Origin of the sequence: Sphingomonas paeninsulae, from assembly GCF_003660165.1 — a bacterium.
Lineage (GTDB): Bacteria > Pseudomonadota > Alphaproteobacteria > Sphingomonadales > Sphingomonadaceae > Sphingomonas_O > Sphingomonas_O paeninsulae.
The window spans coordinates 2,117,299-2,137,981 of sequence record NZ_CP032829.1 but is presented as its reverse complement, the minus strand read 5'-3'; the positions used below and the strand labels follow the sequence as shown (position 1 = coordinate 2,137,981).

The window sequence follows — 20,683 nt, the reverse complement described above, 5'->3', positions numbered from 1 at the left end:
GCAATCCAAATAATGGTTAACGAGCCCCCACCTCCCGCAAATTTACTTGACGTGCCATGCTGCACCCGCGAAATCAGCGCGCCTATGAACAAAGCCCCCGTTTTCGCCGCAGTAGCGGCCATCCTTTCCCTTGCTGCGTGCAATGGTCAGGCCACCCCAACCGCCGCAGAGAATGCAGCGGCCGCCGCAAACGCAGCAGAAGCTGCAAAGCCACCCGCTGAAATGCCACCTTCGGTTAAGTCGACCAAGACCTATCGTTGTGACGACAATAGCGTCGTTTCGGTCGAACTTTATGTCGGCGACAAGCAGGCGAACCTTCACCCAACACCAAAGGGTACGCCGATCATGCTTCGCGCTGCCGAAGCCGGGCAGCCGATGACGGCTGACGGTTATTCGCTCACCGGCACCGAGAAAAAGATCTCGCTGACGACGCCAACAAAAAAGAGCCAGTCCTGCAGCAGCTGATGCAGATTTCGCCGGGTGCGTTGCGCCCGGCGACTGGTTTGATTATATCGCTTTCAATCGCCCCGGCAGCCGCACCGACCAATCGATGCGCGCTCGACCGGGGCGTCGCTCTTTATTGACGTGAGATGCCGATGACACGCCGCCGCCAAATCTACGAAGGCAAGGCCAAGATACTGTATGAAGGTCCGGAGCCGGGCACACTTATCCAGTATTTCAAGGACGATGCGACCGCGTTCAATGCCCAGAAGAAGGGCACGATCAACGGCAAGGGCGTGCTGAACAACCGAATCTCGGAGCATATCTTCACGCTGCTCGGCACGATCGGCATCCCGCATCACTTCATGCGTCGCCTGAATATGCGTGAGCAGCTGATTCGCCAGGTCGAGATCATTCCGATCGAAGTCGTGATTCGCAACGTCGCCGCAGGGTCGCTGTCGAAACGCCTCGGCATCGAGGAGGGGCAGCAGCTTCCGCGCACGATCATCGAATATTATTACAAGGACGATGCGCTGGGCGACCCGCTTGTCACCGATGAACACATCGCGTGCTTCGGCTGGGCGAGCCAGGAAGAGATGCACGACATCGCCGACATGGCGATTCGCGTAAACGACTTCATGTGTGGTCTGTTCGCCGGCGTCGGCATCAAGCTGGTCGATTTCAAACTCGAATTCGGTCGATTGTGGGAAAACGAATACGCCCGCGTTATTCTGGCAGACGAGATCAGCCCCGATGGCTGCCGCCTGTGGGACATGGTCACCAACGAAAAGCTCGACAAGGACCGCTTCCGTCGCGATCTCGGCGGCGAAGTGGAAGCCTATCAGGAAGTCGCGCGTCGTCTTGGGCTGTTGCCAGAGGGCGCAGATAACGTCGTTCTCGACCTCGAGACACAGCGCAAAAAACGGGGCCGGTAACTGGCAAAAGCAAGGCCTCTGGCCGTCATCGTCAACAAGGACGGCGGCGCGGCCTCGCGAGCCGGTGATGCGCTGATCGATCAGATCAAGGCGGCGTTCGCAACGACGGGCATTTCCGTCACCATTGAAGCCATCGCCGGCGACGATATCGCAGCCCGCGTCGAAACCGCTGCAAAGACTGGCGCGGTCATCGTCGGCGGTGGCGATGGCACATTAGGATCGGCCGCTGCCATTGCAGCAAAGGCAGGCGCAACGCTCGGCATTCTCCCGCTCGGAACACGCAATCATCTCGCCCGTGAACTTGGCATTCCGATGGACCTGCCCAGTGCGGCAAAAGTTATCGCCGACGGCCACAAACGCAAGATCGACCTGTCGAGCGTCAATGACCGGGTCTTCGTCAACAATGCCTCGATCGGCATGTACCCCGCGATGGTTCGCGTCCGCGATGGCCTGCAAAAAAGCCATCGCCTACCGAAATGGATCGCCAATATTCCAGCTGGCTGGCAAACTCTCGGTAACCTGCGCCACCACCGCTTGCGACTGACGATGGATGGGGCGGCCAAGCCAATCCGCACACCGCTGCTGTTCATTGGTAACAACGTCTATTCGCTCGATCTCGGTAAAGTCGGCCAGCGCGACGCACTCGACGACGGCAAGCTTTCGGTTTTCGCAGTGTCACCCAACAGTCGGGCCGGGCTGATCGGATTTGGCCTGCGCGCGATGATCGGCAAAAGTGATTCCGATCGCGATTTTGCGACACTCGGCGTTTGCGAAACGCTGGAACTGTCATCCCATGCGCGAACGATTGAAGTCGCCGTGGATGGCGAAATCATACGCCTTCAGACGCCATTGAGATTCAGCGTAAAGCCCGGCGCGCTGGAGGTTTTTGCGGGACCTGCCAAATAGGCGTTTACGCGCTCTTAACCATTCGAATTGTATTTAGTCGGGGAAGATGAATTCCCGACTAAACTCTTGGAGTGGCAATCCCCATGCGCATTTACCTGGCTCTTCTGGCTGCAACTGCTTTGACCGCATGTGGTGCAGATGGCCCTCAGACAATCGGCGGCACCGCCGCTCCCGTTGGATCGACGGGGGGCACCGTTTCCGGCGGAACTGGCGGTGGGGTGACCGGGGGCTCTGGATCGGGCACGACGACTGCTCCAGTCGGCTTCCTTTCGCTGACCGCTGACACGAGCTTCAACGCTGTCGGCGCACTCCAGTCGCTTCAAGTCACCGGAAACACCTCGCTTTATCAGGGGAATGCCAGCACCGTCCGCACGCCGAGCGGCACCGTCGATTATAGTCCCCGAGACGGAATTTTCACGCTTACCCTCGCCGATACAAAAGCGGGTATTAGCACAAACGTTCGGTTTCAGGACCCGGCTCACCGCACCGACTTTTCACCGACTGCTACTCCGACGGCGAGCGCGCCCTCTCTGGACGGTTTCAACTATCTGGAATCACTTGGACCATCCAACAGTCCAGCGGCCACCGCAGGCGGTGCGTCGGTTAGCGACGAATATACGTTCTTTTATCAGAGACCCGGCGTTAGCACGAACTATGTCAGCCTGGCCGGCTATGTACGTGACGTCATAAATACGCCGGCAGCGGGAACCACTACCGCTGCGACTACCAACATCTATGAGCGTGGAGCTCTTGTCTTTGGAGCACCCACGATCCAAAGCAGTATTCCGACAACTGGCACTGGATCCTATACTGGCGGTTTCTTGGCATCTATGGTCAATAACTCCCGTTATTTTCAGTGGGTTTATGGCACCAGCACAGTTGCAGTCGACTTTTCGAAAGCGACGGCCGGCCTGACATTTGCCGGAACTGTGGACAAGGCCTTCCTCAACAACGTCGAAGTCACAAACACGACAGTAGCGGCAGGCGCGACATTCAATGCCACAGCGAACGCGACGATTGATCTTGTTCATACAGGAGGATTCACAGGACAATTCGCAACTGCCACCTTCAAAAATCCTGATGGCACAACCCTTCCCGTCAATTTCTCGCCCATCTCGCCAGGGTCGAATGTCGCCGGCGCAAGTTCAGTAGATGGTGCCTTTTACGGTCCGAATGCGGTCAATGTCGGCGGAAACTTCCGGATCGTTGGCGGCATTCCCGGACAGCGCGTTGATATTCAAGGTGCATTTGTTGGCGCGAAAGGCCCCTAACGAAAAGGCCGGTACGCCGCACGCGCCAATCCACTGAAATGAACTTTTCCGCCGGACGACGGAATACCGCAGGAGATGCGCGTGTCGCACCATCATTTGGGCCGGAGTTTTTCGGGCCGTGGCACAGTCGCGGCACTGACGACAGCATGCCTTTCAATCGGCACCGCCCATGCCGCCACGCCTACCGACACAGGGCAGCCGGCCTGCGTAGCGGGCGTGTGCAGCGTCCGTCTGACGACACAGGAAATGTTGGCCGCCGTTTCCAAACTCGTCGCGGCCCGACGTTTCGATGAGGCCCGCCCTCTGGTCGCGGCACTTTCCAAGGCTCCCGGACTTAGCATGGAAACCCATTTCCTGACCGGATATATCGCCGTCGAAACCGGCGACACCGAAGGCGCTGTCAAGGAGTTCCGCGCGGCCCTCGTCGGCAATCCGGGGCAGACCCGCATCCGTCTCGAACTGGCGCGCGCGCTAATGCTTCAGGGCAAACGCGACGCCGCCGACTATAATTTTCGTCTTGCCGAACAGGATGCCAAGCTTCCTCCCGAAATACAGGCAACCATCCGCGCGTCCCGCGGATTGCTGCGCGACGGTCGTGACCATCATCTGTCATTCGATTTCGGAATTGCCCCCGACACCAATGTTACGAATGGCACCAACGCACAAAGCGTCGATCTGGTTTACGGTAACCAGACAATTCCCAACGCGCTTGCACTGAGCGGCAATGTTCGATCTCGCTCCGGGATCGGCCAAACAGCCAGCCTCTCAGCTGGCATTCGCCATCACATCGGTGAAAACATCGCGTTGCTTGCCGACATCGACGCTCAGGGTGTCAATTACGCAGGCCAAAGCGCAGACGATTTCACCGGTCAATTTGCCGCTGGCCCCGAACTGAAACTATCGGATCGGATGACGATCTCGGTCGAAGGCATTGCCAGCCAACGCTATTATGGCGGCGTCCGGGCCGCGACCCAATTTGGCGGTCGTGCAACGCTCGAACGTACTCTGGATGCCGGTCAGCGCGTCGGACTTACTCTCGACTCACGCCACACCGATTCTGGTTACAGTCCAATTTACAATGGCTGGACAACGGGCGTTTATGGAACCTACGAACGCGTTGTGATGCGCTCGATGGTTGCGAGTGCCAGCATTTTCTATCGAACGGACAAGCTAAAATCCGAAGCCTATTCAGATGAGGAAATTGGTCTCAGCCTCGGCATCGGGGGTGAACTGAAACACGGCATAAATGCAGGCATTTCGGGCGGTTTCAGCCATGCCACTTACAATGCGCCGCTCGCATTTCTGGCAGTCAGTCCACGCGTCGACTGGCGCTATAACGCGCGCTTGTACGTCGGTCTGCGGTCGGTCCGCGTCCTCGGCTTTTCGCCGAGCATGACCTATAGTTTTTCACGCATAGACTCATCCATGAGCCTTTATCAAAGCGAACGTTCGCGACTGGCCTTCAATCTGGCCCGCTATTTCTGATACCAAAGGGTTGCGGGCGGCGGCTGCAAAAGCCATAGGCTGACCCCCATGAAAACACGCGTCTTCGTGACTCTCAAAACCGGCGTCCTCGACCCGCAGGGCAAAGCCATTCATCACGCGCTCGAAGGGCTGGGCTTTACCGGCGTCAACGACGTCCGTCAGGGCAAGCTGATCGAACTCGACCTTGCCGACGGCACCTCCGCCGCCGACATCGAGGCGATGTGCAACAAGCTGCTTGCGAACACCGTGATCGAGAATTTCCGGATCGAGCCCGTTAGCTCATGAAGTCGGCGGTCATCGTCTTTCCTGGATCGAACTGCGACCGCGACCTTGCGACAGCGTTGCGCGACGTCACCGGCGAGGCTCCCGCGATGGTCTGGCACGGTGAAAGCACTCTGCCCGACGGCCTCGATCTGATCGCGGTTCCCGGCGGCTTTTCCTACGGCGACTATCTTCGTTCGGGCGCGATGGCGGCACGTTCGCCTGTCATGCGCGCCGTCGTCGATGCAGCCGGTCAGGGTCGCGCGGTCCTTGGTGTGTGCAACGGCTTTCAGGTGTTGACTGAAGCAGGTCTCCTGCCTGGCGCATTGATGCGCAACGCCGGCATTCGATTCGTCTGTCGCGATGTCATGTTGACCGTGTCCAACGCGCAGACCGCCTTTACCAGTCGCTACAAGGCCGATGAGCGCATCACTGTCCCGGTCGCGCACCACGACGGCAATTATTTTGCCGATGACGAAACGCTCGACCGGCTCGAAGGCGAAGGACGCGTCGCGCTGCGTTATGCCGAATCAGTCAACGGATCGGCGCGCGATATCGCTGGCATCGTCAACAACGCTGGCAATGTTCTGGGCATGATGCCGCATCCCGAACGCGTTATCGAAAGCGCCCATGGCGGCACCGATGGCCGCCGGATGTTCGAGGGATTGATGGCAGCACTCGGTTAAACCTTTGTCTTAAACGCGCGTTCTGAACGGTGTGAAGTTCGTTCCCTCGTCATACACGTCCACGCCCTCGCTGCGTTTCAGATAACCGACCACCGCATACGTCAGCGGCGTCAAGAACACTTCCCATGCGACCTTCAAGCCCCAGTTGGTGACCATCACTGTCAGCACCAGATTATGCGTCCAGCCCTCCGCTCCCCAGAACGCGAGCGGATAGAAGATCAGGCTGTCGACCCCCTGCCCCAGCACAGTCGACCCGATCGTTCGGGACCACAGATGTTTGCCCCTGGTCGCAATCTTCATCTTTGCCATGACAAACGCGTTGACGAGTTCGCCCGCCCAGAACGCCGCGACCGAAGCAAAAACAATGCGCGGCACCTGCCCGAACACGGCATCATAGGCAGGCTGGTTGGTCCAGCCCGGCGCCGGCGGCAGGCTGGTGACGACCCACGACATGAACGCCATGAACAGCACGGCGGCAAACCCCGCCCACACGCAACGTCGCGCGCGGGCGTATCCGTAAACCTCAGTCAGCACGTCGCCGATCAGATAGGACAATGGAAAAAACAATATGCCCGCGCCAAAACTATAGCCCCACAAAGTCGCGACTTTGCCCGCACCGATCACATTGGACAGCAACAGGATCGCAACAAACGCGGCCATGACAAAATCGAACCAGCGGAAGCCGTCGCGTGCCACAGTATCAGCGCTTACGGCGACTGGTTTCGAAATCTCGTTCATGGTGGTGGAGCCTAGAGTATTTTCCCGCTATTGGACCTTGTAACGCGCCCGTAGCTCAGTTGGATAGAGCACGAGACTTCTAATCTTGAGGCCAGTGGTTCGAATCCACTCGGGCGCACCAAAACCGCAGAAAATCACTATTTTACAATTCCATAGCTTCTTCGTCGAAACGAACAGGCATACCGCGGTTACACTACCCTGTTACACCGGTATGTGGGTAAGGCGGAGTGGCTCAGCACATGATCCGAGAGGGAGCGACCTACTGGGTCCGGGTCCGGTTCCGCATACCATAGCCTCTGACCATACGACTCGGCATTGCAGAATTGAACCGTTCGCTCCGAACAGTCCATCCTGCAGTAGGCCGGGCACGCTGCCTTGAGGCAACTGTTTGGTTTCGTGAAACAATGGCTATGCTCAGCGACAACGGATGCGCAGCGTGCAAATGCAGTGCGCGGATGCCGCTGAAGCGATCCGGTGGCTGGTCGAGCAGCGCTAAAGAGCGGTGGAGCTTCGAAAGTCTGATTATGTGGACGATCTGGAAGTTTGCGAATTGGAGTGGGCAACACCTGTCAGAGCCATTATGCTGAAAGCTAGCCTCGTTTCAGCTAGGAAATCTATGGACCCCCGCACGATTCTTAGAAACCTACCAAGCCTCTCCACCAAAAATTCAGATCTACATTCGAAATCATGCAAAGTCTGCGGAGGAGCCGCGCCTTTCTTCGATGTCGTGGACTTCAATAAATGTCATGGTTACGTATACGGGCCTAGCGGCGTCGCGGTTTCCTATTTTCGATGCCTTGCGTGCGGGTTTCTTTTTACTGATTTCACTGATGACTGGACAGTCGCCGATTTTGGACAATTTATTTATAACGATGATTTGAGCCTCGTTGATGTCGGGTACGAATATGCACGACCCCGCCAACTAGCAGATAGTTTTGCCGAATTGCTCGCCGAGTACAAGGGCTGTCGGTTCCTCGACTACGGGGCCGGAAGTGGATTATTCGCGCAGCATATGCGGAATGCTGGCTTTAATTTTGAAGCATATGATCCTGTTTCGCTACCAGAGCGCCCCGCGGGGCTTTTCGATGTCATTACGTGCTTTGAGGTAATTGAGCATTCTCCGCGACCGATGGAAACCATAGCAAATTTCATTTCTTTTTTGGAGCCAACCGGCGGCGTCGTCTTCTCGCAATGCTTGCAACCGGAAGACATCGAACAGCTTCGGTGCAACTGGTGGTATGCATCGCCACGAAACGGTCATGTATCACTTTATACCGATACGGCTCTAGCGCTGATTGCTGATCGCGCGGGACTAGATTTGTATAGTGGAGGGGCTACGCATTGTTTTTGCTATCCAGGGTCACCGTTGGAGGCGTTCGCCCGTCGCGTTGGAGCCAAAGTTGCAATGCCTCAGTTGCTTGGCGCACCGTTGAGCGATGATGAGGCCTATCATGGCGTTGAAGGAAGCCGCACAACGGGGTTTCGCTGGACAGCTCTAGACGAACTTCGGTGGATCGTTCAACTGCCAGACGGGCAGTGCAAATTACGCGTTCCGTTTCAGCAGCAGATTGTCCCCGATTTTGCGGAGCGGTGTAGGCTATTCGTCGATGGCACAGAGGTTCAAACTGTTACGGGGAATTCAGAAATATGGGCGACGATTAGCCGTCCTGAATCGGGTATCAGCACCGTCACGATCCGCACGCCCCCGCTACTGCGCCCCAGAGATGTTAACGGGCATGCAGACGATCGGCTTTTGGGCCTTGCGATAAATATCACGCCCACGGCCTAGCGATCCGACTTTCGCACACCAAAGGCGAAAAGATGTCCTTCGAAGTTGCTCAATTGCAGCATCCTTATCGCGCCTGATAGACGCTGAGCCCGAGCCCAAAATCTCAACTGACCCTTCTGCCACATGAGATCTGCTCAGCGGACCGGCGCACTCTGGATCACGTTGGCCATGTGCGGCGCCTGCTCCGGAGTCATCGAATCATCTGGGCACCAATCCGAACGAGCCTGAGTGCTTCATCACCGCCTCCCGTCAAGACGAATGAATCAGATCCTTAGCAAATGGGCGAGAGGTTTTTGGATGTGCCCAGCTTGCCGCACGCATGGCAAAGGTTTCAGGTAGATTCGTGTCCAGCTTAACATTCAACGTAAGCGCCAATTCTCCCCCACATATCGGCAATCCGTGATCTGAGTATGCTTTGCCGCCTCATGTGAGGGGTAGCTTGGTGTCAGGTATCGAAACAACGTTCGAAAGGACTTTCGAAAGCAAGGGTGGCCGTCGTCCTCAGCGTATGGACGTGATCCCGGCGGGTGCTGCACGCCGGATGTGGGCACCCGATGCCAAGGCGCGGATCGTCGAGGAGAGCTTTGTCGCCGGTGCAAATATCGCGGCGATCGCGCGCTCCAATGACCTTTTACCCCAGCAGCTTTATGCGTGGCGGCACACGGTGCTGAAGGCGCGTGAGATGGCGTTTGTGCCGGTGGTTGTCGACGAGCCTGGCCTGCCGTCGCCGTCAGGATCATCCGCCGCGGAGATCGTGATCCATGCCGGTGCGATAACGATCCATGTTCCCGAAAATGTCACGGCTGCGCACATCGAACGCGTGCTTACCGCGATCAGGCAGGCGACGTGATCCTTCCGCCGGGACCGCTCAAAGTGATGGTTGCGACCAAGCCGGTCGACTTCAGGAAAGGAGCCGTCAGCCTGGCAGCGCTGGTCGAGAATGAGCTTGGTTTGAAGCCGTTCTCGGGCGTGGCGTATATCTTCCGCTCGAAACGCGCGAACCGGATCAAGCTGCTGGTCTGGGACGGCACGGGACTGGTGCTGGTGAGCAAGGTTCTCCAGACCGGCGGCTTTTGCTGGCCGCGGGTTGGTGACGACGTGATGCGACTGACGCCGAGCCAGGCGTCGGCGCTGTTCGAGGGTCTGCAATGGACCCGAATGCATGCGGCCCGGGTGCAAAAACCGCAGGTTGCGCAGTAGGTCGCACGCCTGAATCTGCTCGTCGAAATGGTGGTTGCGACGGCGGAAAAACATGCCAGAAATAGTCCATGTCTGCGAGCGAAGCCGACCTTCCCGACGATGTCGGAGTCCTCAAAGCGATGATAATCGCAGGGCTCGAACGCGAGGCGCGGATGCAGCATCTGCTCGATCAGCTGAAGCGGGCAACGTTCGGCAGGCGCTCTGAAAAGCTCAGTGCCGATCAACTGGCGCTGGCGCTCGAGGATATCGAAGTCGCGCAGGCCGAGCTGTTGGCGCTCGCCGAACAATCGCCGGTCGGTCCGAAAGCCGAGAAGAAGCGCAAGGAAACCACCGAACGCGCTTCGCTGCCAGCGCATCTGCCACGGATCCGCGAAGTGATCATGCCGGTCGAAACCGAATGTCCCTGCTGCGGCGGTGCGCTGCACTGTATCGACGAGGATGTCGCCAGTCGGCTCGATGTCATCCCCGTCCAGTATCGCGTGATCGTAACGGTGCGTCCGAAGATGGCGTGCCGCACATGCAGCGACGGTGTGTTCCAGGCACCCGCGCCAAAGCATGTCGTGCCGGGCGGCCTTCCAACCGAGGCGCTGATCGCCGACATGATCGTCAGGAAATACGCCGACCATGGTCCTTTTTACCGGCAGGCACAGGCACTGCGTCGCCAGGGCATCGAAATCGACCGCGGTACGATGTGCAACTGGGCGGGACGCAGCGCCGCGTGGCTCGGGCGGATTACCCGCCGCATGAAGGCTGAACTGCTGTCGGGTGACCGGCTCTTTGTCGATGAGACCACTGCGCGGGTGCTGGCACCGGGGACGGGCAAGACAAAAACCGGCTATTTATGGGCGATCGCCCGCGACGACCGTGCTCATGGCGGGACCGATCCGCCGGCGGTCGTCTACAGCTACATGCCGGGGCGCGGCAAAGTCTGGGCGGCGCAGCTGCTCGGCGGCTATCACGGCATCGTCCAGTGTGATGGCTATGGGGCCTATAAGCATATCGAGGCAGCCGATCGTGCCGGTGGCGCGGGCAAGCTCGCCTTTTGTTGGGCGCACGTGCGGCGGGGCTTCTTCGACGCGACCAAAGGCGGCAACGCGCCGGTCGCCGATGAGGCGCTGCGCCAGATCGCCCGGCTGTACGCCATCGAGGCCAAAATCCGGGAATTAGACCCCGAGCATCGCCGCGCAATCCGTCAGGCCGAAGCCGCGCCTCTGGTCGCGGCGATGAAGCCCTGGCTGAAAGATATGTTGCCCAGACTGCCACGTGGCTCGGGAACAGCAGAAGCAATCGGCTATGCCCTCAATCACTGGAACGGCCTCAATCGCTTCCTCGAAGACGGGCGCATCGAGCTCGACAACAATACCGTCGAGCGTTCGATGCGGCCGATCGCGCTGCAAAGGAAAAATGCACTCTTCGCAGGTCACGACCTCGGTGCCGAAAACTGGGCAATCATCGCCAGCATGGTCGAAACCTGCAAGCTCAACGCCATCGATCCGCAAGCCTATCTCACCGACGTTCTTGGCCGGATCATCCTTCGAAACGATGGTGACCCCATCGATGATCTGTTGCCATATAACTGGACTGACAGCCGGGCCGCGAACCTGCCGAGCATCACTGCGCAAGCCGCATAACCAATCCCCGTGGGAAGGATTTAGCGCTTACCATTCAACCAGCAATGCAGGATGTTCTAAAAGCATTTATTCTCGCCGAAGAGAGAACTTGCATGTTAAATTAAGTCAAGTTCTTCAAGCCATCCGTCAACCTGTTGAAAATGGTCGGCCCAAGTTGGCCCCTTGTAATGTGTCAGCGCCGCGCATTGTCTTGCCCGAGGCTCGCTGTGTCTTGGAGTAAAAGATAAAATCGCTTCCTCCCACGATTTACTGTCTAGCGGATCGCAATAGGTTGGAAGTTCTCCCGCAATTTCTCGGAACACGGGAAGGTCGCTCGCGATAACCGGCACGCATGCCATCATGGCTTCAGCAAGTGGCATGCCATATCCCTCCGCAAGTGACGGAAAGACGAGCGCTCGGGCATTGCCGATGAGGTCGGCAAGTGCCGCGTCACTGCAATGGTTTAATTCTACTACATAGGATCGGAGTGCGTCGCATTGGTCGAGCATTGCCAGAGCTTTTTCTGCGGACCAGCCACGCTGACCAACGATGTAGAGTCGTGCAACTGGCATCCTCCCACTCTCGATCCAGTTCAACCAAAGATTTAGCAAAAGAAGATGATTTTTGCGGCCCTCAATCGTACCCAACACTACGAAGTACGGATCGCCTGCTGGAGATTGTGATTTAGCCTTCAAAACTGTTGTGCCTAGCCAAATAGCTCTTTGTGGGGGTGAAGGGAGTTGTCTACTACTTCCCCAATCTGTAAGCTTGTTAAGTGTCGTCGTGCTGTTGCCGATAATACCGGTGGCCGTCTCTAATACCGTCTTGATGCGCTGAACGTGCTTCTCCGCCTCGCCTTGGCGAGCGTACTCCGGATGACTTATTGGAATTAAATCATGCACCATATAGATTGGGGAGACGCCGCACCAGTCGAGCCATCGACGGAAACCGGGATCATCAAGTCCGGTGTGACCGACGTTGAGATAAGGTCGCATATTGCCCATACGCCGAGGCAGGATACCGGGTAAGTGGTAAACGCTCCAGCTCGCCACGCGTTTTCTAAAATCTGGTCTATCGTCGAGCAGTACATCGAATAAAGCTGACGACGCGGGTGACGACAATATGCGGCGAAATCCTTTATATTGAACCACAGCCTGAGCCTGGGTTCTATAATGCCGAACATAGGACAGGCAAACCCTGTCAATGCCGGTCGGGTGCCGACCAGACCAAGCGCGCCAGATTGAGCGGCTGACGTCTAGCAGCACAGGCCGGTCTGTCGTTTTCGTCATGATTTTTAGAAAGTTCCTGTAATGAGCGCTAGAATTCGAAAGACGGAAGAGTTGTCCTAATTTATGAGCTTTTGATTATCAGGTAGATCGGTGCCACTCCAATATACTTTCATATACATCGCAAAACTCTATACAGAGGAAGTATCCTGAAACCTTCAGTAAATGCCGCTACGTGCGTGCGATCGACGCGTCCAAGCAGATTAATGGATAGATACACTCGAGCTGGGGACTATCCGAAATTTCGTGTGTGGGCGGGCATAAAGGGAAAGAAGGAACCCAATATGTCACGACGCAAAGAGCCTATAATAGCCAATGAGCTTTTGGACCAATTGCTTGCGGGCGGTGCCGCCAGTGCGGCCTTTGATCAGGGAGGCCTGCTGGATAGCCTGAAGAAAGCGCTGACCGAGCGCGCTCTGAATGCCGAGATGGATTATCATCTTGGGCAGGAGGATCAGGCGGATAACAGCCGCAATGGTTATGGCCGCAAGACGGTGATGACCGATACAGGGAGGCTGGCACTCGAGGTGCCGCGCGATCGCCAGGCGAGCTTTGATCCGCAACTGATCGCCAAATACCAGCGGCGCTTTCCCGGCTTCGATGAGAAGATCATCTCGATGTACGCGCGCGGCATGAGCACGCGTGAGATCGTGGGACACCTGCATGACCTTTACGGCATCTGTGTATCGCCCGATCTGACAGCACGGTGACCGATGCCGTGTTCGACGAAGTGGTGACCTGGCAGCAGCGGCCACTGGATCCGGTTTATCCGCTGGTCTTCTTCGATGCGCTGCGGGTCAAGATCCGGGATGAGGGGATGGTGAGCAACAAGGCGATCCACATTGCGCTTGGCGTCCGCGCCGATGGCGGCAAGGAGGTGCTCGGACTGTGGCTCGAACAGAACGAAGGCGCCAAGTTCTGGTTGCGCGTCATGAACGAGCTGAAGCACCGCGGCGTCGACGATATCCTGCTTGCCGTCGTCGACGGCCTTAAAGGCTTTCCCGACGCGATCACGGCTGTGTTCCCCGAGACGATCGTTCAAACGTGTTGGGGTGGACGGCCTCCAAACGGCATCGCGATGTGCCAATATGAGGTTGTTACAAAACCCATGAAGGAGACCGTCCGTGGAAAATCTTATCCGAGTTGGTATCGACACGTCAAAACACGTTTACCAACTGCATGGCGTAAATGGCGCGGAGCAGCCTGTCCTGCGCAAAAAACTTCGTCGTACCGAGACGATGGCTTTCTTCGAGAAGCTGTCGCCAACACTGATCGCCATTGAAGCTTGTGGCGCGTCACACCATTTGGCATGGCTGCGACCTCGTATGGCCACGAAGTGAAGCTGATTGCGCCGTAACTGGTGAAGCCTTACGTGAAGCGTGGCAAGAATGATGCGGCCGACGCAGAAGCGATTTGTGAGGCAATGGGCCGCCCGACGATGCGGTTTGTGCCTGTCAAGACGGCGGAACAGCAGGCTGCACTCATGCTGGTGAGCGTACGCGAACGGCTGATCCGCACGCGCACCCGGTTGATCAACGCAATTCGGGGCTACGCAGCGGAGTTCGGCCTGATTGCAGCAAAGGGAACCTGCAGGATTACCGCGCTCCTCGATCGCGTCGCGGCGAACCAGGATGTGCCGACTCTTGCTCGCGCGCTCTTCGCGTCGCAGGGCAAGGAATATTGCCAGCTCCAGGAGCAGATTGAAGAAGTCGAGGTACAGCTGGCACAGTGGCATCGGGAAAATGAGTGCAGCCGGCGGCTCGCCGAAATCCCTGGCGTGGGCCCGATCGGGGCATCGCTCTTGATGATGAAGACACCCGCACCTGAACTCTTCATATCAGGAAGTGGACTTGTATCGGTTTCGTGCCGGTCACCTATTTCATTAAGCCACCTTGGCTTCGAACGCGAGCGGGCTGATGCCGCCGAGATATGAGTGGCGGCGACGTGTGTTGTAGAAGCCGTTGATGTATTGAAAGATGGCAGCTTCCGCCTGTCGCCGTGTTGGCCAGTTTCGTCGCCAGATGAGTTCTGCTTTCAGGCTTTTGAAAAACGTCTCGACAGAGGCATTGTCGTAGCAATTGCCTTTGCCGCTCATCGAGGGTCGCAGGCCGTAGGCCTGCAATTTCTTCTGATAGTCGTAGGAGCAATACTGACTGCCGCGATCGGAGTGGAACAGGCAGCCTTCAGGTGGCTGACGCAGGCGTACCGCCATATCGAGCGCCCTGATCGCCAGATCCTTCTTCATCCTGTCACTGACAGCCCAACCAACCACACGACGGCTATGCAGGTCGAGAATGACGGCAAGATAGAGCCAGCCTTCTGATGTCCAGATGTAGGTGATGTCGCCCGCCCATTTACGGTTGGGTACGTCGGCGGCAAAGTCACCGTCAAGCCAGTTTGCCGCAACCCCCAGGCGGTGGTTGCTGTCAGTTGTCACCTTGTGTTTGCGCGTACGAACTGGCTTGATCCCGTTGATCTTCATCAGTCGCCCGACCCGGCGCTCGCCAACGTCGAGGCCTGCCTCCTTCAACTCCATCGTCATCCTCGGACGACCATAGCTGCCAAGGCTCAGGCTATACTGTTCCCGGATATGGGCCAGCACCTTCATGTCTGTCCGCTCCCGACGACTGATCGGTCGTGACCGCCAGGAACGATAGCCGCGAGGGCTGACCCGCATCACCCGGCAGATGGTCTCAACAGACCATATATGACGCCAGTTCTCCACGAATGCGAACCTCATGGCCGCTGACTCGCGAAGAACTGCGTGGCCTTCCTAAGAAACAGCCATTTCAGGTGCTGCCGGTAACTCGTGCAAGGCAAAGCCGAACGCCTTGGCGCGACGCTGGAGATTGCCGATTACCCGCGAGCGATAGCGTTCCTCATATTGGGTGGCACCGGGATCATGATACTTCATGCCGTAACGCAGGCTGTTATAAAACAGGACTGCGATTTTGCGCGCCGTCGCGGTCACCGCTTTGGCCTTTCCGGCGCGTGCTGACAGTCTGCGGTAAAAGGCACCAAGGGCAGTGTCGCTACGGCCAATAGTCGTGGCGGCCAAGCGTAACAGCGCCGCAGCTCGACTTGATGACCTACGTGTTTTCGACGAGAGCAGCTTACCTCCCGATATCTTGTTCCCCGGTGCCAGGCATAACCACGATGTAAAATGCTTGGCGCTGGGCCATGCGGCAAGGTCTGTCCCGCATTCACCGACAAGCTTAAGCGCCAATGATGGGCCGATCCCGTGGATCTGTGTCAGGTCGACGCCGAGGACACGGTAAAGCGCCGAACGGACCTCGAAGTCTGGCGTGTTCGGCTGCTTTGTCTTGGTCCGCACCTTGGGTAGGTTTCCGATATCGTGACCTTGTTCGACTGCAAGGTTCTGAAGCGCGATTTCCAGCTTTCGGTCACATTCAACGATTTTGGTCTGATAAAAATCATACAGAGCCAGCGACTGGCAAAGTGCGAAGATGTGCTCATCCCGCCAGTTCCCCGACAACGCTGCACAGATTGTCTCGACGCTGGCGTGACAACGGATATCGCGCATTTCGGCAAGGACGCCGGGTTTGCGTTCTCCCGCGACAATGGCCCTGATAATCCGCATGCCCGTCACACCGGTGATATCAGAGACGACATGGTGGAGCTGTACGTTCATCTCCATCAGCGCTTTTTGCATATGCTGGATATGAGAAGCCGCATATTCGATCAGTCGCTCGCGCTGGCGCAAATAGGCACGTAACGTCGCCACCTCGGCCTCCGGACGGAAGCTGCCGCGTAATAACCCGTAGCTGTGAAGCCGCTGTAACCATGCAGCATCGCTGACATCGGTTTTGCGGCCGGGTACGTTCTTGGCGTAGCGCGCATTGACCAGGATCACGTGAAAACCGTGTCCCTCCAGGATCTCATAGGCCGGGATCCAGTAAACGCCGGTGGATTCCATTGCCACACTCGTGACGCCACATTCTTTGAACCAGCGGGCCATATCGTGCAGGTCGCCGGTGAATGTGCCGAATGCTCGTACCGGTTTATTGTCAGCCTCGGGATTTATGGCCGCCATGTGCATGGTCGAACCGATGTCGATTGCGGCGGCACCAGGGTTGACCATCGACAACGCATCAATGTCTTTGGATTTTGCTTTAGCCATTCCATTTCTCCTTCAAAGCAGAAGGGTATGGGTGATGCTAAACGTCATCTTCCTAACCGGGATCGTCGCAATACGGCGTCACCACTCTCAAGTTCGCAAACACCCACGGGCCACGTTTTTTAACGGGGATCATGCCACCAATAAGCCATCGGCCGCGACCCTTCCGCCAATACAGTAGCACGGCCCGTTTCTACCGCACACAGGCGGGCCCAGCCCGGGACGGTTTTTTAAGATGTCCCGCTCCTCCTTGAGTACGCGGTTCTCGAGGCGCAGACGTTCATTCTCGCGGGCTAAATCTGCCTGCGGCGCTGGCACCAGGTCAGCCGGACGATGCTGTGACAGCCATTTGCCCAGCGTCGACCTGCCGACCCCCAGATCCGACGCAATACGGTCACGTGGCAACCCGCTGGTCAGCGCAATACGCACCGCCTCCCGCTTGAACTCTTCGGTATGCTTGATCATCTCGTCGGTCTCCTTGAACGAGTTTTAAACTCTCAAGTGACCGGCGCAAAACCGTTACAAGTCCAACCTGTGCATTGCGGTCGCCTCAGCGGTCATCCGAGCCCAGGCCCGCGGCCGCTTCTATAACCTCGTCGATCTGGTCAATCAGCTCGAACAGGAAAATGCCGCTGGCCGCAGCGGTCGCCTTGTCGAGAAGCTGCTGCGGTACGATCTCATCGTCATCGACGAACTGGGCTATCTGCCGTTCAGCCAGTCAGGCGGACAGCTGCTGTTCCACCTGATCAGCAAGCTTTACGAAAACACCTCGCTGCTGATCACCACCAATCTCGCCTTCGCCGATTGGCCCCAAGTGTTCGGCGACGCCAAAATGACGACCGCCATGCTCGATCGCTTGACCCATCATTGCGATATCATCGAGACCGGCAACGACTCCTGGCGCTTCAAAAACCGCAGCTGACCCTGCGGCGGAAAGGGAAAAGGATTTATGCTGGAGAGGCTGAAACTCCGGTCGGGCTACGCCCTCCCTGCGTTGCAGCCTCTCCAGCATCCCAATCTCGATCAACGCGCCGAAACCTCCGAAACGCAGCAGTCCGGCATCTCAGCGGGGGTCATTATTGGGCGCGAAACAGGGGTCGCCTTTGGATGCGATTTGACAATACCGATGCTTGGCCGACCCAGCCCGCCAGCGTCGAACGATCGATGTCGATGCCTTGGGCTGCCATCATCTCGGCCTGCCTGTAGAGCGGCAGATGGTGATCGAACTTGGCAACGACGACATGGGCCAGCGTGCCGAACGTGGCTTTGCCTCGGGCAATCGCCTTTACCGGCGCTGGTGCCTGCACGATCCTGTCGCACGCACGGCAGCTATACTTGGGCCGGATGGTGCGGACGACACGCCACTGGATCGGCACGGCGTCGAGCATCTCGTCACTGTCCTGTCCGAGCGGGCACAATGCACCGCCGCAGTCCGGGCAGGTGCAACTGCCCTGCTCGGGTTCGATCCGCTGTTCGGTACGTGGCAGATGATCGGGCAATGACCGCACGGGAACCGGCCGCTCGACCTGAACCGGATGCGCACGACGCGCGTCGGTCACAACGGCTTCGGCTTCGAGTTCTTCGAGCGCCAGCTCAAGCTGGGCGATCTGGGTGTCGAGCTTCTCGGACGACTTGCCGAACTGCATCCGTTTAAGCCGGGCAATCTGTACACGCAGCGTGTCGATGAGGATGTCGCGGGCGGAAATATCGGCGTGGGCTGCTGCCAAAGCGGCTTCCAGCTCGGCGATGCGAGCATCCTTTTCAGGGATAGAAAAGCCTGTGTCTGTCACCGCACTTACATAGCAGACGGGGCATCCCGGCACCATGAAAACCGACGAAAAGGCGACGAAAACAGGGTGTTTTTAGCCCGCCAGTGTTGGCGTGAAACTGCGTTCCGGACGACGCCAGTCGATGCCCTCCAACAGCATCGAAAGCTGTGCCGAAGTCATCGCCACCGAGCCGGTCTGGGTCGATGGCCAGACGAACCGGCCGCGATCCATCCTCTTGGAAAAGAGGCACAGCCCCTGGCCATCATACCAGAGCAGCTTGACCAGATCGCCGCGCTTGCCGCGAAACGCGAACAGCGCGCCGGAATGAGGACTGAGCGTCAGGACCTGCTGCACCATGACCGCAAGGCCATCGAAACCCTTGCGCATATCGGTCGCGCCGCAAGCCAGAAATATCCGCGTCGACGGCGGCAACGGGATCATCGGGTCAGGACGCCAATCACTCGAGACAGTGCATCGGCATCGACCGACGCGTCCATCGTCAGTCGCACACCTGAAGGAAGCTCGATCGCGATCTGGCTCAAGCCGGTTTGGGCCGTTCCCTGTGGAGCAATCTCTGGTGCAGGCAACGCCGGTGGCTCTGTGACCGTCACCTCGGCAAATGCAGGGTCGGGCACTTTACGCATGCCGCCGAGCACGCCGGACATCGCTTGCCGGCGCCAACTATAGATCGACCCGCTGCCAACCTCATGGCGCTCGACTGCCATCCGCACGCAACCGTCGGGACCAAAGGCATCGCGAAGCACCGCCAGCTTCTGGTCGACCGTCCAGCGCCGCCGGCCCGAAACCCGGGAAACAATCTGTATCCGAGCACTCGTACGACTACTCGTATGAGCGCTCGCTTCTTCGCTCGCTGAATCTGTGATCTCGTCCGACACTGGCCGCCCCGCTCAAAGAGCGACAATCAACCCGTCAAACCACCAACGGGCAAGGCGGCCGTCAGGCCACGCTTACTTCCGTACGATGCAATGGCCATTATAGGCCGGAAACGTGTTTGGAACCCACGCAGCGGAAACCATCTTGGCCCGCGGTCATATTGCGGCCGCTCTTTCGAGGCCGGACATATGAACGCAAGCGATCGGTCAAATACTGCTAAGGCTATTGCAAGGCGGAGGCCGTCCACATATGCATCGTCCACCTGCTGCGCAACTCCATGGCGTTTGTGAGCTGGAAAGACCGCAAAAACCTCGCTGCCGCACTGAAGACGGTTTACCGTGCTGTTGATGCCGAGGCTGCGGAAAAAGCGCTGACGGCGTTCGAGGCTGGCCCCTGGGGTCAGCGTTATCCTGCCATCGGGCAGAGCTGGCGGCGGGCGTGGGGCGAGGTCATCCCTTTCTTTGCGTTCCCCGATGATGTTCGCAGGATCATATACACCACCAATGCCATTGAATCGCTGAATTCAAAGCTTCGCCGTGCCGTCAGGGCCAGGGGCCATTTCCCCAGCGACGAGGCCGCAACCAAGCTCCTCTATCTGGTCTTGAATCGATCCGAGAAAGAAAAAATGCCACCACGTGAGTGGACCATGGCAAAGGCTCAGTTAGGCGTCATCTTCGGTGAGCGTTTTATCAAGGCCATGGCGGCGTAATGTTTAACCGCCCGCCCACACACGAAATTTCGGATAGTCCCTCGGGCTGAGCTTTTCGCTTATCAGGTAGCCTCGCGCAAATTAAATTGGAACGCCACCGCCCTCACTTTTCTCATCATTACAGGAGCGTAGCATTCGCCCGAGCCCTCCGTGCCAACGATGATGAGACAACGCGCTGCCGGTATTTTACCCTTGAGGGCGCGGATGAGATATCACCATGGTTATCCCGCGCATTACAGACGAACAGATCCCCGCAGCCGCAGGCGCTGCCACCGAAGAAGGCCGCAGGCCGATGCTGGTGACACCGCCTGCGGCTGCATCGCCTGAACTATCCTTGACCAGGCTTTCCGCACAACCTCGGAACGCTTCGTCAATCGAGCTCCAAAGCCGCCACAGAAACCAACCGCGGTCTGGATCAATCCACCAACCAACGAGCGAATTACGATAGCCTAATCTCTTGATCCGGCTGTCTCACAATCGTTGACACGTTCCGCCGTTCATCCAACCCGAAAGTTGCGCAGCCGCACTACGGGCGTTGACAGCTGCAATGCGGGAGCGGCAAGGA

The 20,683-nt window shown here is 57.8% G+C and carries 16 protein-coding genes, 1 tRNA gene and 7 pseudogenes; 16 read left to right on the top strand and 8 right to left on the bottom strand.

Features of this window, described 5'->3' with window-relative positions; all coding sequences use genetic code 11:
• Positions 1–84: 84 nt before the first annotated feature.
• From D3Y57_RS15910 to purQ, 7 genes are all read left to right on the top strand, one after another.
• Positions 85–465: a hypothetical protein gene (locus D3Y57_RS15910; RefSeq protein ID WP_121154135.1), complete on the top strand. Its 381-nt coding sequence runs from the start codon at positions 85–87 to the stop codon at positions 463–465.
• Positions 466–596: 131 nt separating this feature from the next.
• The gene (gene purC, locus D3Y57_RS15905) at positions 597–1,376 is read left to right on the top strand and encodes a phosphoribosylaminoimidazolesuccinocarboxamide synthase (protein ID WP_121156058.1); all 780 of its coding nucleotides are present in this window, start codon (positions 597–599) and stop codon (positions 1,374–1,376) included.
• On the top strand, positions 1,377–2,282 hold the full coding sequence (locus D3Y57_RS15900) for a diacylglycerol kinase family protein (protein ID WP_121154133.1): 906 nt from the start codon (positions 1,377–1,379) through the stop codon (positions 2,280–2,282). It abuts the gene before it with no gap.
• 83 nt (positions 2,283–2,365) lie between these two features.
• Entirely contained in the window at positions 2,366–3,553 is a 1,188-nt protein-coding gene (locus D3Y57_RS15895) for a hypothetical protein (RefSeq protein ID WP_121154131.1), read from the top strand.
• A gap of 81 nt (positions 3,554–3,634) precedes the next feature.
• Positions 3,635–5,038 carry a surface lipoprotein assembly modifier gene (locus D3Y57_RS15890; RefSeq protein WP_162987163.1) on the top strand — a complete coding sequence of 468 codons (1,404 nt, stop codon included), beginning with the start codon at positions 3,635–3,637 and terminating at the stop codon, positions 5,036–5,038.
• Between the two features lie 48 nt (positions 5,039–5,086).
• A complete protein-coding gene (gene purS / locus D3Y57_RS15885) occupies positions 5,087–5,323 on the top strand; it encodes a phosphoribosylformylglycinamidine synthase subunit PurS (protein WP_121154127.1) in 237 nt (78 codons plus the stop codon).
• Complete coding sequence (gene purQ / locus D3Y57_RS15880; protein ID WP_121154125.1) at positions 5,320–5,985, top strand: phosphoribosylformylglycinamidine synthase subunit PurQ; 666 nt, start codon at positions 5,320–5,322, stop codon at positions 5,983–5,985. Before purS ends, purQ begins: the two co-directional genes overlap by 4 nt.
• A gap of 9 nt (positions 5,986–5,994) precedes the next feature.
• Here the strand turns inward: purQ and D3Y57_RS15875 are convergent, their stop codons facing one another.
• Complete coding sequence (locus D3Y57_RS15875) at positions 5,995–6,723, bottom strand: queuosine precursor transporter (protein ID WP_121154123.1); 729 nt, start codon at positions 6,721–6,723, stop codon at positions 5,995–5,997.
• A 44-nt stretch (positions 6,724–6,767) separates the two neighbouring features.
• Between D3Y57_RS15875 and D3Y57_RS15870 the strand changes: the two genes are divergently transcribed.
• The 5 genes from D3Y57_RS15870 to tnpC all read left to right on the top strand — a co-directional run bounded on the left by D3Y57_RS15870 (position 6,768) and on the right by tnpC (position 11,343).
• Positions 6,768–6,844 (top strand) — tRNA-Arg (locus D3Y57_RS15870).
• A 405-nt stretch (positions 6,845–7,249) separates the two neighbouring features.
• Entirely contained in the window at positions 7,250–8,512 is a 1,263-nt protein-coding gene (locus tag D3Y57_RS15865; RefSeq protein WP_162987162.1) for a class I SAM-dependent methyltransferase, read from the top strand.
• A 442-nt stretch (positions 8,513–8,954) separates the two neighbouring features.
• Entirely contained in the window at positions 8,955–9,362 is a 408-nt protein-coding gene (locus tag D3Y57_RS15860) for a transposase (protein WP_121154119.1), read from the top strand.
• Positions 9,359–9,712: an IS66 family insertion sequence element accessory protein TnpB gene (tnpB, locus tag D3Y57_RS15855; protein ID WP_121150930.1), complete on the top strand. Its 354-nt coding sequence runs from the start codon at positions 9,359–9,361 to the stop codon at positions 9,710–9,712. The genes D3Y57_RS15860 and tnpB (D3Y57_RS15855) overlap by 4 nt, the downstream gene beginning before the upstream one ends.
• Before the next feature lie 68 nt (positions 9,713–9,780).
• Positions 9,781–11,343 carry an IS66 family transposase gene (tnpC, locus tag D3Y57_RS15850; protein ID WP_121154117.1) on the top strand — a complete coding sequence of 521 codons (1,563 nt, stop codon included), beginning with the start codon at positions 9,781–9,783 and terminating at the stop codon, positions 11,341–11,343.
• A gap of 95 nt (positions 11,344–11,438) precedes the next feature.
• On the opposite strand, the gene D3Y57_RS15845 is transcribed toward tnpC, so the two are convergent.
• A complete protein-coding gene (locus tag D3Y57_RS15845; RefSeq protein ID WP_239025897.1) occupies positions 11,439–12,473 on the bottom strand; it encodes a glycosyltransferase family 4 protein in 1,035 nt (344 codons plus the stop codon).
• A 419-nt stretch (positions 12,474–12,892) separates the two neighbouring features.
• Between D3Y57_RS15845 and D3Y57_RS15840 the strand changes: the two are divergent.
• Positions 12,893–13,656 (top strand): annotated as a pseudogene (locus D3Y57_RS15840) (IS256 family transposase); the annotation flags it as partial.
• Positions 13,657–13,732: 76 nt separating this feature from the next.
• Positions 13,733–14,451 (top strand): annotated as a pseudogene (locus D3Y57_RS15835) (IS110 family RNA-guided transposase); the annotation flags it as partial.
• Positions 14,452–14,490: 39 nt separating this feature from the next.
• On the opposite strand, the pseudogene D3Y57_RS15830 reads toward D3Y57_RS15835, so the two are convergent.
• The 3 genes and pseudogenes from D3Y57_RS15830 to D3Y57_RS15820 form a co-directional block, all read right to left on the bottom strand.
• Positions 14,491–15,381: pseudogene (locus tag D3Y57_RS15830) on the bottom strand (IS3 family transposase); the annotation flags it as partial.
• Positions 15,382–16,749 (bottom strand): IS110 family RNA-guided transposase, encoded by a 1,368-nt coding sequence (locus D3Y57_RS15825; RefSeq protein WP_121150870.1) that lies wholly within the window; start codon positions 16,747–16,749, stop codon positions 15,382–15,384.
• A gap of 201 nt (positions 16,750–16,950) precedes the next feature.
• Positions 16,951–17,211, bottom strand: a pseudogene (locus tag D3Y57_RS15820) (transposase); the annotation flags it as partial.
• A gap of 58 nt (positions 17,212–17,269) precedes the next feature.
• Between D3Y57_RS15820 and D3Y57_RS15815 the strand changes: the two are divergent.
• Positions 17,270–17,668: pseudogene (locus tag D3Y57_RS15815) on the top strand (ATP-binding protein); the annotation flags it as partial.
• 175 nt (positions 17,669–17,843) lie between these two features.
• On the opposite strand, the pseudogene D3Y57_RS15810 reads toward D3Y57_RS15815, so the two are convergent.
• From D3Y57_RS15810 to D3Y57_RS15800, 3 genes and pseudogenes are all read right to left on the bottom strand, one after another.
• Positions 17,844–18,572 (bottom strand): annotated as a pseudogene (locus D3Y57_RS15810) (transposase domain-containing protein); the annotation flags it as partial.
• 36 nt (positions 18,573–18,608) lie between these two features.
• Positions 18,609–18,956 carry an IS66 family insertion sequence element accessory protein TnpB gene (gene tnpB / locus D3Y57_RS15805; protein WP_121154113.1) on the bottom strand — a complete coding sequence of 116 codons (348 nt, stop codon included), beginning with the start codon at positions 18,954–18,956 and terminating at the stop codon, positions 18,609–18,611.
• Positions 18,953–19,411, bottom strand: a complete 459-nt coding sequence (locus D3Y57_RS15800) for a transposase (RefSeq protein WP_239025896.1) — start codon at positions 19,409–19,411, stop codon at positions 18,953–18,955. Before D3Y57_RS15800 ends, tnpB (D3Y57_RS15805) begins: the two co-directional genes overlap by 4 nt.
• Before the next feature lie 239 nt (positions 19,412–19,650).
• On the opposite strand from D3Y57_RS15800, the pseudogene D3Y57_RS15795 reads away from it, so the two are divergent.
• Positions 19,651–20,118: pseudogene (locus D3Y57_RS15795) on the top strand (transposase); the annotation flags it as partial.
• Between the last annotated feature and the right edge of the window lie 565 nt (positions 20,119–20,683).